This is a genomic window from Bacillus sp. YP1, assembly GCF_000877815.1.
Lineage (GTDB): Bacteria > Bacillota > Bacilli > Bacillales > Bacillaceae > Bacillus > Bacillus subtilis.
On the sequence record NZ_CP010014.1, the window covers coordinates 3,849,332 to 3,864,802 of the forward strand.

The window sequence follows — 15,471 nt, forward strand, 5'->3', positions numbered from 1 at the left end:
TGTTTTAACTCTTGATTACTAATCCTACCTTTCCTCTTTATCCACAAAGTGTGGATAAGTTGTGGATTGATTTCACACAGCTTGTGTAGAAGGTTGTCCACAAGTTGTGAAATTTGTCGAAAAGCTATTTATCTACTATATTATATGTTTTCAACATTTAATGTGTACGAATGGTAAGCGCCATTTGCTCTTTTTTTGTGTTCTATAACAGAGAAAGACGCCATTTTCTAAGAAAAGGAGGGACGTGCCGGAAGATGGAAAATATATTAGACCTGTGGAACCAAGCCCTTGCTCAAATCGAAAAAAAGTTGAGCAAACCGAGTTTTGAGACTTGGATGAAGTCAACCAAAGCCCACTCACTGCAAGGCGATACATTAACAATCACGGCTCCCAATGAATTTGCCAGAGACTGGCTGGAGTCCAGATACTTGCATCTGATTGCAGATACTATATATGAATTAACCGGGGAAGAATTGAGCATTAAGTTTGTCATTCCTCAAAATCAAGATGTTGAGGACTTTATGCCGAAACCGCAAGTCAAAAAAGCGGTCAAAGAAGATACATCTGATTTTCCTCAAAATATGCTCAATCCAAAATATACTTTTGATACTTTTGTCATCGGATCTGGAAACCGATTTGCACATGCTGCTTCCCTCGCAGTAGCGGAAGCGCCCGCGAAAGCTTACAACCCTTTATTTATCTATGGGGGCGTCGGCTTAGGGAAAACGCACTTAATGCATGCGATCGGCCATTATGTAATAGATCATAATCCTTCTGCCAAAGTGGTTTATCTGTCTTCTGAGAAATTTACAAACGAATTCATCAACTCTATCCGAGATAATAAAGCCGTCGACTTCCGCAATCGCTATCGAAATGTTGATGTGCTTTTGATAGATGATATTCAATTTTTAGCGGGGAAAGAACAAACCCAGGAAGAATTTTTCCATACATTTAACACATTGCACGAAGAAAGCAAACAAATCGTCATTTCAAGTGACCGACCGCCAAAGGAAATTCCGACACTTGAGGACAGATTGCGCTCACGTTTTGAATGGGGACTTATTACAGATATCACACCGCCTGATCTAGAAACGAGAATTGCAATTTTAAGAAAAAAAGCCAAAGCAGAAGGCCTCGATATTCCGAACGAGGTTATGCTTTACATCGCGAATCAAATCGACAGCAATATTCGGGAACTCGAAGGAGCATTAATCAGAGTTGTCGCTTATTCATCTTTAATTAATAAAGATATTAATGCTGATCTGGCCGCTGAGGCGTTGAAAGATATTATTCCTTCCTCAAAACCGAAAGTCATTACGATAAAGGAAATTCAGAGGGTAGTAGGCCAGCAATTTAATATTAAACTCGAGGATTTCAAAGCAAAAAAACGGACAAAGTCAGTAGCTTTTCCGCGTCAAATCGCCATGTACTTATCAAGGGAAATGACTGATTCCTCTCTTCCTAAAATCGGTGAAGAGTTTGGAGGACGTGATCATACGACCGTTATTCATGCGCATGAAAAAATTTCAAAACTGCTGGCAGATGATGAACAGCTTCAGCAGCATGTAAAAGAAATTAAAGAACAGCTTAAATAGCAGGACCGGGGAATCGGGGAAAGTGTGAATAACTTTTCGGAAGTCATACACAGTCTGTCCACATGTGGATAGGCTGTGTTTCCTGTCTTTTTCACAACTTATCCACAAATCCACAGGCCCTACTATTACTTCTACTATTTTTTATAAATATATATATATATTAATACATTATCCGTTAGGAGGATAAAAATGAAATTCACGATTCAAAAAGATCGTCTTGTTGAAAGTGTCCAAGATGTATTAAAAGCAGTTTCATCCAGAACCACGATTCCCATTCTGACTGGTATTAAAATTGTTGCATCAGATGATGGAGTATCCTTTACAGGGAGTGACTCAGATATTTCTATTGAATCCTTCATTCCAAAAGAAGAAGGAGATAAAGAAATCGTCACTATTGAACAGCCCGGAAGCATCGTTTTACAGGCTCGCTTTTTTAGTGAAATTGTAAAAAAATTGCCGATGGCAACTGTAGAAATCGAAGTCCAAAATCAGTATTTGACGATTATCCGTTCTGGTAAAGCTGAATTTAATCTAAACGGACTGGATGCTGATGAGTATCCGCACTTGCCGCAGATTGAAGAGCATCATGCGATTCAGATCCCAACTGATTTGTTAAAAAATCTAATCAGACAAACAGTATTTGCAGTGTCCACCTCAGAAACACGCCCTATCTTGACAGGTGTAAACTGGAAAGTGGAGCAAAGTGAATTATTATGCACTGCAACGGATAGCCACCGTCTTGCATTAAGAAAGGCGAAACTTGATATTCCAGAAGACAGATCTTATAACGTCGTGATTCCGGGAAAAAGTTTAACTGAACTTAGCAAGATTTTAGATGACAACCAGGAACTTGTAGATATCGTCATCACAGAAACCCAAGTTCTGTTTAAAGCGAAAAACGTCTTGTTCTTCTCACGGCTTCTGGACGGGAATTATCCAGACACAACCAGCCTGATTCCGCAAGACAGCAAAACAGAAATCATTGTGAACACAAAAGAATTCCTTCAGGCCATTGATCGTGCATCTCTTTTAGCTAGAGAGGGACGCAACAACGTTGTAAAACTGTCTGCAAAACCGGCTGAATCCATTGAAATTTCTTCCAACTCACCGGAAATCGGTAAAGTTGTGGAAGCAATTGCTGCGGATCAAATTGAAGGTGAGGAATTAAATATCTCTTTTAGTCCAAAATATATGCTGGATGCACTAAAGGTGCTTGAAGGAGCAGAAATACGCGTAAGCTTTACAGGCGCAATGAGACCTTTCTTAATTCGCACGCCGAATGATGAAACGATTGTACAGCTTATCCTTCCTGTCAGAACCTATTAATCCGATACACTGCTGCCGACTCGTCGGCAGCTTTTCTATTCGGTATCTGCTCCGACAAGTTTTCCCTTTCCCTAATTCGTTTTTTTTTAGTACAATTAGATATTAGTGATATTTGAAAGAGGTCGATATAATGGCAAATCCGATTTCAATTGATACAGAGATGATTACACTCGGACAATTCTTAAAATTAGCCGATGTGATTCAGTCTGGCGGTATGGCGAAGTGGTTTTTAAGCGAGCATGAAGTGCTTGTGAACGATGAGCCGGACAACCGCCGGGGCAGAAAGCTGTATGTTGGAGATGTGGTAGAGATTGAAGGATTTGGTTCATTTCAAGTCGTCAATTAAAGCGGGTGACACTGATTGTATATCCAGAACTTAGAACTGACATCTTACCGCAACTACGACCATGCTGAACTTCAATTTGAAAATAAAGTAAATGTGATCATCGGAGAAAACGCCCAGGGGAAGACAAACCTCATGGAGGCGATCTATGTCTTGTCCATGGCGAAATCGCACCGGACATCAAATGACAAAGAACTTATACGGTGGGACAAAGACTATGCTAAAATAGAGGGAAGAGTGATGAAGCAAAACGGGGCGATCCCGATGCAGCTCGTCATCTCCAAAAAGGGTAAAAAGGGCAAGGTCAATCATATTGAACAGCAAAAGCTCAGCCAGTATGTCGGGGCCCTCAACACCATTATGTTCGCGCCGGAAGATTTAAATCTTGTAAAGGGAAGCCCTCAAGTGAGAAGGCGGTTTCTTGACATGGAAATCGGACAGGTTTCTCCCGTCTACCTTCATGATCTTTCTCTTTACCAGAAAATCCTTTCCCAGCGGAATCATTTTTTGAAACAGCTGCAAACAAGAAAACAAACTGACCGGACGATGCTCGATGTTCTGACCGATCAGCTTGTAGAAGTTGCAGCAAAAGTCGTCGTAAAACGCCTGCAGTTTACAGCACAGCTCGAGAAATGGGCGCAGCCCATCCATGCAGGCATCTCAAGAGGGCTTGAAGAACTGACGCTGAAATACCATACAGCTCTTGATGTATCAGATCCCCTAGATTTGTCGAAAATAGGAGATAGCTATCAAGAAGCGTTTTCTAAATTAAGAGAAAAAGAAATTGAGCGTGGTGTGACGCTGTCAGGGCCTCATCGCGATGATGTTCTTTTCTATGTGAACGGACGCGATGTGCAGACGTATGGTTCTCAAGGACAGCAGCGAACGACGGCGTTGTCCCTTAAGCTGGCGGAGATTGACCTGATCCATGAAGAAATCGGAGAATATCCCATTTTACTATTGGATGATGTACTGAGTGAACTGGATGATTATCGCCAGTCACACTTGCTTCATACGATCCAAGGCCGTGTACAAACGTTTGTCACAACGACAAGCGTTGATGGCATTGATCACGAAACCTTACGTCAAGCAGGAATGTTCCGTGTGCAAAATGGTGCGTTAGTGAAGTGAAGAAATGAGGTGAGCAATTGTATATTCATTTAGGTGATGACTTTGTGGTTTCAACACGAGATATTGTCGGCATTTTTGACTTTAAAGCCAACATGTCGCCTATTGTTGAAGAATTTCTGAAAAAACAGAAACACAAGGTGGTGCCTTCCGTAAACGGCACGCCCAAATCTATCGTAGTCACGGTTCAGAATATATATTACTCTCCCTTATCTTCCAGCACATTAAAAAAACGTGCGCAATTTATGTTTGAAATAGATTCTTAGAAATTTTTTATCACGAATATATCGTTTAGAAAAGTGTAGGTGAATGACGTGGCTATGGAACAGCAGCAAAACAGTTATGATGAAAATCAGATACAGGTACTAGAAGGATTGGAAGCTGTTCGTAAAAGACCGGGGATGTATATCGGTTCGACAAACAGTAAAGGCCTTCACCACCTGGTATGGGAAATTGTCGACAATAGTATTGACGAAGCCCTCGCCGGTTATTGCACGGATATCAATATCCAAATCGAAAAAGACAACAGTATCACGGTTGTAGATAATGGCCGCGGTATTCCAGTCGGTATTCATGAAAAAATGGGCCGTCCTGCGGTAGAAGTCATTATGACGGTGCTTCATGCCGGAGGAAAATTTGACGGAAGCGGCTATAAAGTATCCGGAGGATTACACGGTGTAGGTGCGTCGGTCGTAAACGCACTATCAACAGAGCTTGATGTGACGGTTCACCGTGACGGTAAAATTCACCGCCAAACCTATAAACGCGGAGTTCCGGTTACAGACCTTGAAATCATTGGCGAAACGGATCATACAGGAACGACGACACATTTTGTCCCGGACCCTGAAATTTTCTCAGAAACAACCGAGTATGATTACGATCTGCTTGCCAACCGCGTGCGTGAATTAGCCTTTTTAACAAAGGGCGTAAACATCACGATTGAAGATAAACGTGAAGGACAAGAGCGCAAAAATGAATACCATTACGAAGGCGGAATTAAAAGTTATGTAGAGTATTTAAACCGCTCTAAAGAGGTTGTCCATGAAGAGCCGATTTACATTGAAGGCGAAAAGGACGGCATTACGGTTGAAGTGGCTTTGCAATACAATGACAGCTACACAAGCAACATTTACTCGTTTACAAACAACATTAACACGTACGAAGGCGGTACCCATGAAGCTGGCTTCAAAACGGGCCTGACTCGTGTTATCAACGATTACGCCAGAAAAAAAGGGCTTATTAAAGAAAATGATCCAAACCTAAGCGGAGATGACGTAAGGGAAGGGCTGACAGCGATTATTTCAATCAAACACCCTGATCCGCAGTTTGAGGGCCAAACGAAAACAAAGCTGGGCAACTCAGAAGCACGGACGATCACCGATACGTTATTTTCTACGGCGATGGAAACATTTATGCTGGAAAATCCAGATGCAGCCAAAAAAATTGTCGATAAAGGCTTAATGGCGGCAAGAGCAAGAATGGCTGCGAAAAAAGCCCGTGAACTAACACGTCGTAAGAGTGCTTTGGAAATTTCCAACTTGCCCGGTAAGTTAGCGGACTGCTCTTCAAAAGATCCGAGCATCTCCGAGTTATATATCGTAGAGGGTGACTCTGCCGGAGGATCTGCTAAACAAGGACGCGACAGACATTTCCAAGCCATTTTGCCGCTTAGAGGTAAAATCCTAAACGTTGAAAAGGCCAGACTGGATAAAATCCTTTCTAACAACGAAGTTCGCTCTATGATCACAGCGCTCGGCACAGGTATTGGGGAAGACTTCAACCTTGAGAAAGCCCGTTACCACAAAGTTGTCATTATGACAGATGCCGATGTTGACGGCGCGCACATCAGAACACTGCTGTTAACGTTCTTTTACAGATATATGCGCCAAATTATCGAAAATGGCTACGTGTACATTGCGCAGCCGCCGCTCTACAAGGTTCAACAGGGGAAACGCGTTGAATATGCGTACAATGACAAGGAGCTGGAAGAGCTGTTAAAAACTCTTCCTCAAACGCCTAAGCCTGGACTGCAGCGTTACAAAGGTCTTGGTGAAATGAATGCCACCCAGCTATGGGAGACAACCATGGATCCTAGTTCCAGAACACTTCTTCAGGTAACTCTTGAAGATGCAATGGATGCGGACGAGACTTTTGAAATGCTTATGGGCGACAAGGTAGAACCGCGCCGAAACTTCATAGAAGCGAATGCGAGATACGTTAAAAATCTTGACATCTAATCATAAAAAGCCTTATTTCCAATAAGAAATAAGGCTTTTTTCTGAACAAGATCAGATGCAGCAATGCTTGCAATACCTATATATTCTAGCAATTTAATGTGTATAATCATAAGTTTATTGATATAATGGAGAATAGTGAAATCGTATTGAAGGTCATAATGGACAATCTACTCCCACATATTTCATGTGATACTTCAGGGAGGTTTTTTAATGAGTGAACAAAACACACCACAAGTTCGTGAAATAAATATCAGTCAGGAAATGCGTACGTCCTTCTTGGATTATGCAATGAGCGTTATCGTGTCCCGTGCTCTTCCGGATGTTCGAGACGGTTTAAAACCGGTTCATAGACGGATTTTGTATGCAATGAATGATTTAGGCATGACAAGTGACAAGCCTTATAAAAAATCCGCGCGTATCGTTGGAGAAGTTATCGGGAAATACCACCCGCACGGTGATTCAGCGGTATATGAATCCATGGTCAGAATGGCTCAGGATTTCAACTACCGTTATATGCTCGTTGACGGTCATGGAAACTTCGGTTCTGTTGACGGAGACTCAGCGGCGGCCATGCGTTATACAGAAGCACGAATGTCTAAAATCTCAATGGAGATTCTTCGCGACATCACAAAAGACACAATCGATTACCAGGATAACTATGACGGGTCAGAAAGAGAACCTGTCGTTATGCCTTCAAGGTTCCCGAATCTGCTCGTGAACGGTGCTGCCGGCATTGCGGTAGGTATGGCAACAAACATTCCTCCGCACCAGCTGGGAGAAATCATTGACGGTGTACTTGCTGTTAGTGAGAATCCGGACGTTACCATTCCAGAGCTTATGGAAGTCATTCCAGGGCCTGATTTCCCGACCGCGGGTCAAATCTTGGGACGCAGCGGTATCCGGAAAGCATACGAATCAGGCCGAGGCTCTATCACGATCCGGGCAAAAGCTGAGATCGAACAAACATCTTCGGGTAAAGAAAGAATTATCGTTACAGAGTTACCTTACCAAGTAAATAAGGCGAAATTAATTGAGAAAATTGCTGATCTCGTAAGGGACAAAAAGATAGAGGGTATCACAGATCTGCGTGATGAGTCAGATCGTACAGGTATGAGAATTGTCATTGAAATCAGACGCGATGCCAATGCAAATGTCATCTTAAACAATCTGTACAAACAAACTGCTCTACAAACATCTTTTGGCATCAACCTGCTTGCACTTGTTGATGGCCAGCCGAAAGTTTTAACTCTTAAGCAATGCCTGGAGCATTACCTTGACCATCAAAAAGTTGTCATTAGACGCCGTACTGCTTATGAATTGCGTAAAGCAGAAGCGAGAGCTCATATCTTGGAAGGATTGAGAGTTGCACTGGATCATCTCGATGCAGTTATCTCCCTTATCCGTAATTCTCAAACGGCTGAAATTGCGAGAACAGGTTTAATTGAACAATTCTCACTGACAGAGAAGCAAGCACAAGCGATCCTTGACATGAGGCTCCAGCGTTTAACGGGACTGGAACGTGAAAAGATCGAAGAAGAATACCAATCTCTTGTTAAATTAATTGCAGAGCTAAAAGACATCTTGGCAAATGAATATAAAGTGCTTGAGATCATTCGTGAAGAACTCACGGAAATCAAAGAGCGTTTTAACGATGAAAGACGTACTGAGATCGTCACTTCTGGACTGGAGACAATTGAAGATGAAGATCTCATCGAGAGAGAAAATATCGTAGTTACTCTGACGCACAACGGATACGTCAAACGTCTTCCTGCATCAACTTACCGCAGTCAAAAACGGGGCGGAAAAGGTGTACAAGGTATGGGAACAAACGAAGATGATTTCGTTGAACATTTGATCTCTACGTCAACTCATGACACGATTCTCTTCTTCTCGAACAAGGGGAAAGTGTATCGTGCAAAAGGGTATGAAATCCCTGAATACGGCAGAACGGCAAAAGGAATCCCGATTATTAACCTGCTGGAGGTAGAAAAGGGTGAGTGGATCAACGCGATTATTCCAGTCACGGAATTCAATGCGGAGCTTTACCTTTTCTTCACTACAAAGCATGGGGTTTCAAAACGAACATCGCTATCTCAATTCGCTAATATCCGCAACAATGGTCTAATTGCTCTGAGTCTTCGTGAAGATGATGAACTGATGGGTGTACGTCTGACTGACGGCACAAAACAAATCATCATTGGAACGAAAAACGGTTTACTGATCCGTTTCCCTGAAACAGATGTCCGAGAGATGGGAAGAACTGCGGCAGGCGTAAAAGGCATCACCCTGACGGATGACGACGTTGTTGTCGGCATGGAGATTTTAGAGGAAGAATCACACGTCCTTATCGTAACTGAAAAAGGGTACGGAAAACGAACTCCTGCTGAAGAGTACAGAACCCAAAGCCGGGGCGGAAAAGGACTCAAAACAGCGAAAATCACCGAGAACAACGGCCAACTAGTAGCAGTGAAAGCTACTAAAGGTGAAGAGGACTTAATGATTATTACAGCTAGCGGCGTACTCATCAGAATGGACATCAATGATATCTCCATCACCGGACGTGTCACTCAAGGTGTGCGTCTCATCAGAATGGCAGAAGAAGAGCATGTTGCTACAGTAGCTTTAGTAGAGAAAAACGAAGAAGATGAGAATGAAGAAGAACAAGAAGAAGTGTGAAAAAAAGCGCAGCTGAAATAGCTGTGCTTTTTTTGTCATAACCCTTTACAGTCATAAAAATTATGGTATAATCATTTCTGTTGTCTTTTTAAAGACACAAGCATGACCATTATGACTATTAAAAACTTTTTTAAAAAAGTATTGACCTAGTTAACTAAAAATGTTACTATTAAGTAGTCGCTTCGAGAGAAGCACACAAAGTTCATTGAAAACTAAACAAGACAAAACGTACCTGTTAATTCAGTTTTTAAAAATCGCACAGCGATGTGCGTAGTCAGTCAAACTACTTTATCGGAGAGTTTGATCCTGGCTCAGGACGAACGCTGGCGGCGTGCCTAATACATGCAAGTCGAGCGGACAGATGGGAGCTTGCTCCCTGATGTTAGCGGCGGACGGGTGAGTAACACGTGGGTAACCTGCCTGTAAGACTGGGATAACTCCGGGAAACCGGGGCTAATACCGGATGGTTGTTTGAACCGCATGGTTCAAACATAAAAGGTGGCTTCGGCTACCACTTACAGATGGACCCGCGGCGCATTAGCTAGTTGGTGAGGTAACGGCTCACCAAGGCGACGATGCGTAGCCGACCTGAGAGGGTGATCGGCCACACTGGGACTGAGACACGGCCCAGACTCCTACGGGAGGCAGCAGTAGGGAATCTTCCGCAATGGACGAAAGTCTGACGGAGCAACGCCGCGTGAGTGATGAAGGTTTTCGGATCGTAAAGCTCTGTTGTTAGGGAAGAACAAGTACCGTTCGAATAGGGCGGTACCTTGACGGTACCTAACCAGAAAGCCACGGCTAACTACGTGCCAGCAGCCGCGGTAATACGTAGGTGGCAAGCGTTGTCCGGAATTATTGGGCGTAAAGGGCTCGCAGGCGGTTTCTTAAGTCTGATGTGAAAGCCCCCGGCTCAACCGGGGAGGGTCATTGGAAACTGGGGAACTTGAGTGCAGAAGAGGAGAGTGGAATTCCACGTGTAGCGGTGAAATGCGTAGAGATGTGGAGGAACACCAGTGGCGAAGGCGACTCTCTGGTCTGTAACTGACGCTGAGGAGCGAAAGCGTGGGGAGCGAACAGGATTAGATACCCTGGTAGTCCACGCCGTAAACGATGAGTGCTAAGTGTTAGGGGGTTTCCGCCCCTTAGTGCTGCAGCTAACGCATTAAGCACTCCGCCTGGGGAGTACGGTCGCAAGACTGAAACTCAAAGGAATTGACGGGGGCCCGCACAAGCGGTGGAGCATGTGGTTTAATTCGAAGCAACGCGAAGAACCTTACCAGGTCTTGACATCCTCTGACAATCCTAGAGATAGGACGTCCCCTTCGGGGGCAGAGTGACAGGTGGTGCATGGTTGTCGTCAGCTCGTGTCGTGAGATGTTGGGTTAAGTCCCGCAACGAGCGCAACCCTTGATCTTAGTTGCCAGCATTCAGTTGGGCACTCTAAGGTGACTGCCGGTGACAAACCGGAGGAAGGTGGGGATGACGTCAAATCATCATGCCCCTTATGACCTGGGCTACACACGTGCTACAATGGACAGAACAAAGGGCAGCGAAACCGCGAGGTTAAGCCAATCCCACAAATCTGTTCTCAGTTCGGATCGCAGTCTGCAACTCGACTGCGTGAAGCTGGAATCGCTAGTAATCGCGGATCAGCATGCCGCGGTGAATACGTTCCCGGGCCTTGTACACACCGCCCGTCACACCACGAGAGTTTGTAACACCCGAAGTCGGTGAGGTAACCTTTTAGGAGCCAGCCGCCGAAGGTGGGACAGATGATTGGGGTGAAGTCGTAACAAGGTAGCCGTATCGGAAGGTGCGGCTGGATCACCTCCTTTCTAAGGATATTATACGGAATATAAGACCTTGGGTCTTATAAACAGAACGTTCCCTGTCTTGTTTAGTTTTGAAGGATCATTCCTTCGAAACGTGTTCTTTGAAAACTAGATAACAGTAGACATCACATTCAATTAGTAATACAAGATATCACATAGTGATTCTTTTTAACGGTTAAGTTAGAAAGGGCGCACGGTGGATGCCTTGGCACTAGGAGCCGATGAAGGACGGGACGAACACCGATATGCTTCGGGGAGCTGTAAGCAAGCTTTGATCCGGAGATTTCCGAATGGGGAAACCCACCACTCGTAATGGAGTGGTATCCATATCTGAATTCATAGGATATGAGAAGGCAGACCCGGGGAACTGAAACATCTAAGTACCCGGAGGAAGAGAAAGCAAATGCGATTCCCTGAGTAGCGGCGAGCGAAACGGGATTAGCCCAAACCAAGAGGCTTGCCTCTTGGGGTTGTAGGACACTCTGTACGGAGTTACAAAGGAACGAGGTAGATGAAGAGGTCTGGAAAGGCCCGCCATAGGAGGTAACAGCCCTGTAGTCAAAACTTCGTTCTCTCCTGAGTGGATCCTGAGTACGGCGGAACACGTGAAATTCCGTCGGAATCCGGGAGGACCATCTCCCAAGGCTAAATACTCCCTAGTGACCGATAGTGAACCAGTACCGTGAGGGAAAGGTGAAAAGCACCCCGGAAGGGGAGTGAAAGAGATCCTGAAACCGTGTGCCTACAAGTAGTCAGAGCCCGTTAACGGGTGATGGCGTGCCTTTTGTAGAATGAACCGGCGAGTTACGATCCCGTGCAAGGTTAAGCAGAAGATGCGGAGCCGCAGCGAAAGCGAGTCTGAATAGGGCGCATGAGTACGTGGTCGTAGACCCGAAACCAGGTGATCTACCCATGTCCAGGGTGAAGTTCAGGTAACACTGAATGGAGGCCCGAACCCACGCACGTTGAAAAGTGCGGGGATGAGGTGTGGGTAGGGGTGAAATGCCAATCGAACCTGGAGATAGCTGGTTCTCTCCGAAATAGCTTTAGGGCTAGCCTCAAGGTAAGAGTCTTGGAGGTAGAGCACTGATTGGACTAGGGGCCCCTACCGGGTTACCGAATTCAGTCAAACTCCGAATGCCAATGACTTATCCTTGGGAGTCAGACTGCGAGTGATAAGATCCGTAGTCGAAAGGGAAACAGCCCAGACCGCCAGCTAAGGTCCCAAAGTATACGTTAAGTGGAAAAGGATGTGGAGTTGCTTAGACAACCAGGATGTTGGCTTAGAAGCAGCCACCATTTAAAGAGTGCGTAATAGCTCACTGGTCGAGTGACTCTGCGCCGAAAATGTACCGGGGCTAAACGTATCACCGAAGCTGCGGACTGTTCTTCGAACAGTGGTAGGAGAGCGTTCTAAGGGCTGTGAAGCCAGACCGGAAGGACTGGTGGAGCGCTTAGAAGTGAGAATGCCGGTATGAGTAGCGAAAGAGGGGTGAGAATCCCCTCCACCGAATGCCTAAGGTTTCCTGAGGAAGGCTCGTCCGCTCAGGGTTAGTCGGGACCTAAGCCGAGGCCGAAAGGCGTAGGCGATGGACAACAGGTTGATATTCCTGTACCACCTCCTCACCATTTGAGCAATGGGGGGACGCAGGAGGATAGGGTAAGCGCGGTATTGGATATCCGCGTCCAAGCAGTTAGGCTGGGAAATAGGCAAATCCGTTTCCCATAAGGCTGAGCTGTGATGGCGAGCGAAATATAGTAGCGAAGTTCCTGATTCCACACTGCCAAGAAAAGCCTCTAGCGAGGTGAGAGGTGCCCGTACCGCAAACCGACACAGGTAGGCGAGGAGAGAATCCTAAGGTGATCGAGAGAACTCTCGTTAAGGAACTCGGCAAAATGACCCCGTAACTTCGGGAGAAGGGGTGCTCTGTTAGGGTGCAAGCCCGAGAGAGCCGCAGTGAATAGGCCCAGGCGACTGTTTAGCAAAAACACAGGTCTCTGCGAAGCCGTAAGGCGAAGTATAGGGGCTGACGCCTGCCCGGTGCTGGAAGGTTAAGAGGAGCGCTTAGCGTAAGCGAAGGTGCGAATTGAAGCCCCAGTAAACGGCGGCCGTAACTATAACGGTCCTAAGGTAGCGAAATTCCTTGTCGGGTAAGTTCCGACCCGCACGAAAGGCGCAACGATCTGGGCACTGTCTCAACGAGAGACTCGGTGAAATTATAGTACCTGTGAAGATGCAGGTTACCCGCGACAGGACGGAAAGACCCCGTGGAGCTTTACTGCAGCCTGATATTGAATGTTGGTACAGCTTGTACAGGATAGGTAGGAGCCTTGGAAACCGGAGCGCCAGCTTCGGTGGAGGCATCGGTGGGATACTACCCTGGCTGTATTGACCTTCTAACCCGCCGCCCTTATCGGGCGGGGAGACAGTGTCAGGTGGGCAGTTTGACTGGGGCGGTCGCCTCCTAAAAGGTAACGGAGGCGCCCAAAGGTTCCCTCAGAATGGTTGGAAATCATTCGCAGAGTGTAAAGGCACAAGGGAGCTTGACTGCGAGACCTACAAGTCGAGCAGGGACGAAAGTCGGGCTTAGTGATCCGGTGGTTCCGCATGGAAGGGCCATCGCTCAACGGATAAAAGCTACCCCGGGGATAACAGGCTTATCTCCCCCAAGAGTCCACATCGACGGGGAGGTTTGGCACCTCGATGTCGGCTCATCGCATCCTGGGGCTGTAGTCGGTCCCAAGGGTTGGGCTGTTCGCCCATTAAAGCGGTACGCGAGCTGGGTTCAGAACGTCGTGAGACAGTTCGGTCCCTATCCGTCGCGGGCGCAGGAAATTTGAGAGGAGCTGTCCTTAGTACGAGAGGACCGGGATGGACGCACCGCTGGTGTACCAGTTGTTCTGCCAAGGGCATCGCTGGGTAGCTATGTGCGGACGGGATAAGTGCTGAAAGCATCTAAGCATGAAGCCCCCCTCAAGATGAGATTTCCCATTCCGCAAGGAAGTAAGATCCCTGAAAGATGATCAGGTTGATAGGTCTGAGGTGGAAGTGTGGCGACACATGGAGCTGACAGATACTAATCGATCGAGGACTTAACCATATTTTTGAATGATGTCACACCTGTTATCTAGTTTTGAGAGAACACTCTCAATTTGTTTGGTGGCGATAGCGAAGAGGTCACACCCGTTCCCATACCGAACACGGAAGTTAAGCTCTTCAGCGCCGATGGTAGTCGGGGGTTTCCCCCTGTGAGAGTAGGACGCCGCCAAGCAAGCTTAAACCCAGCTCAATGAGCTGGGTTTTTTGTTTGTTAAAAATGAAGAAGAAACTGTGAAGCGTATTTAGGGAATTTCTTTTCTGATACTAATAAAAACTGCTGAATTAACACGTAGTCATCACTTATATGCTGTGTTAATAACTCATACCACCATTCTGTTTCATACCTTGCAATCATCCCAACGTTGTACAAAATCAAATAATGAATTGTCATTTCGGGAAGCCTCAGAAATTGCTCCCTTTGAGAAGGGATATAATATTGGTTCTTTTCTATGTCAAACAATAAGCTGGTCGATGTCCATGGCTCCTTGTCTTGTGGTGAAATTTCGAACAGCAGCCCGTGTTCATTTTTTTTTGTAAAAGACCATTGATAATGATGGGACATGTATTCAGCAAACCTTGAATCAGACATTTTGTAATTGATTACTACTTCCTCCGGTACAAAAATTTCGTTCTTATCCTTCTCAACTTTTGTCATAAATCGTTCTTTCTGATGAAAGTAGAAAATATCGCTAAGTTCTGGAATGGCCATTAATAATTTTTTCATGGTATACCGTTCATCTACTATATCCGATTGTCCGAATAAATGTTTCATAAAATGTATGCATAGGCCATTTCGTTGTATTTTCACTTCATCATCGCTAAAACAATAATTTTGTTTCTTTCGTTTTCTTGTTGTTACGCCATGTGCCAGTACTGATGTATGGCTTGGATAATGAGGATCACGTGTAATTAAGCATGCTTTGATAAGCTGTGCCATTCCATAAAATAAAAGAATCGGTTTGATTTCTAAGGGAGAATATGCGGCTTGTTTATAAAACGATTCGGCATGCTTTAAGAAATAAATAAACCGTTCACTGTTTTTAAAAGAGTTTTTTTTCGCATCGTCAATACCGTTTAAGGTATAAACCTTTTCTAGAAATTTCTGGGTTGATTCAACGGAGTAAAATAGCGCTAAGTCTTTCCACTCATGATATGTCATGTATATTTCTTAATCCTTTCCGTTATCTAAATATTTCAACTCTTTCCCGCTTCCTTGACATGCTCTTTGCTA

General features: G+C 45.1%; 8 protein-coding genes and 3 rRNA genes. 10 read left to right on the forward strand and 1 reads right to left on the reverse strand.

Annotated elements, in window-relative coordinates; all coding sequences use genetic code 11:
* The first annotated feature begins 254 nt into the window (after positions 1 to 254).
* From dnaA to rrf, 10 genes are all read left to right on the forward strand, one after another.
* Positions 255 to 1,595 carry a chromosomal replication initiator protein DnaA gene (gene dnaA / locus QF06_RS18970; protein ID WP_003242674.1) on the forward strand — a complete coding sequence of 447 codons (1,341 nt, stop codon included), beginning with the start codon at positions 255 to 257 and terminating at the stop codon, positions 1,593 to 1,595.
* Between the two features lie 189 nt (positions 1,596 to 1,784).
* A complete protein-coding gene (dnaN, locus tag QF06_RS18975) occupies positions 1,785 to 2,921 on the forward strand; it encodes a DNA polymerase III subunit beta (protein WP_003226811.1) in 1,137 nt (378 codons plus the stop codon).
* A 130-nt stretch (positions 2,922 to 3,051) separates the two neighbouring features.
* Positions 3,052 to 3,267 (forward strand): ribosome maturation protein RlbA, encoded by a 216-nt coding sequence (gene rlbA / locus QF06_RS18980; protein ID WP_003226810.1) that lies wholly within the window; start codon positions 3,052 to 3,054, stop codon positions 3,265 to 3,267.
* 15 nt (positions 3,268 to 3,282) lie between these two features.
* Complete coding sequence (gene recF, locus QF06_RS18985) at positions 3,283 to 4,395, forward strand: DNA replication/repair protein RecF (RefSeq protein ID WP_003243515.1); 1,113 nt, start codon at positions 3,283 to 3,285, stop codon at positions 4,393 to 4,395.
* Between the two features lie 17 nt (positions 4,396 to 4,412).
* Positions 4,413 to 4,658: an extracellular matrix regulator RemB gene (remB, locus tag QF06_RS18990; protein ID WP_003219266.1), complete on the forward strand. Its 246-nt coding sequence runs from the start codon at positions 4,413 to 4,415 to the stop codon at positions 4,656 to 4,658.
* 54 nt (positions 4,659 to 4,712) lie between these two features.
* Positions 4,713 to 6,629, forward strand: coding sequence for a DNA topoisomerase (ATP-hydrolyzing) subunit B (gene gyrB / locus QF06_RS18995; RefSeq protein WP_003226808.1), 1,917 nt, complete (start codon positions 4,713 to 4,715; stop codon positions 6,627 to 6,629).
* Between the two features lie 210 nt (positions 6,630 to 6,839).
* The gene (gene gyrA, locus QF06_RS19000; RefSeq protein WP_038828068.1) at positions 6,840 to 9,305 is read left to right on the forward strand and encodes a DNA topoisomerase (ATP-hydrolyzing) subunit A; all 2,466 of its coding nucleotides are present in this window, start codon (positions 6,840 to 6,842) and stop codon (positions 9,303 to 9,305) included.
* A gap of 288 nt (positions 9,306 to 9,593) precedes the next feature.
* Positions 9,594 to 11,143, forward strand: a 16S ribosomal RNA gene (locus QF06_RS19005).
* 170 nt (positions 11,144 to 11,313) lie between these two features.
* Positions 11,314 to 14,241 (forward strand): 23S ribosomal RNA (locus QF06_RS19010).
* A 55-nt stretch (positions 14,242 to 14,296) separates the two neighbouring features.
* Positions 14,297 to 14,412: ribosomal RNA gene (rrf, locus tag QF06_RS19015) — 5S ribosomal RNA — on the forward strand.
* Together the 16S, 23S and 5S rRNA genes form the textbook arrangement of a ribosomal RNA operon.
* A gap of 39 nt (positions 14,413 to 14,451) precedes the next feature.
* Here rrf and QF06_RS19020 read toward each other — a convergent pair.
* Positions 14,452 to 15,399 (reverse strand): YaaC family protein, encoded by a 948-nt coding sequence (locus QF06_RS19020; RefSeq protein WP_041850245.1) that lies wholly within the window; start codon positions 15,397 to 15,399, stop codon positions 14,452 to 14,454.
* Positions 15,400 to 15,471: the final 72 nt, after the last annotated feature.

Coding starts and splice junctions, on each gene's coding strand:
- dnaA (WP_003242674.1), top strand. CDS start 255: ATGGAAAATATATTAGACCTGTGGAACCAAGCCCTTGCTCAAATCGAA.
- dnaN (WP_003226811.1), top strand. CDS start 1,785: ATGAAATTCACGATTCAAAAAGATCGTCTTGTTGAAAGTGTCCAAGAT.
- rlbA (WP_003226810.1), top strand. CDS start 3,052: ATGGCAAATCCGATTTCAATTGATACAGAGATGATTACACTCGGACAA.
- gyrB (WP_003226808.1), top strand. CDS start 4,713: ATGGAACAGCAGCAAAACAGTTATGATGAAAATCAGATACAGGTACTA.
- gyrA (WP_038828068.1), top strand. CDS start 6,840: ATGAGTGAACAAAACACACCACAAGTTCGTGAAATAAATATCAGTCAG.
- QF06_RS19020 (WP_041850245.1), bottom strand. CDS start 15,399: ATGACATATCATGAGTGGAAAGACTTAGCGCTATTTTACTCCGTTGAA.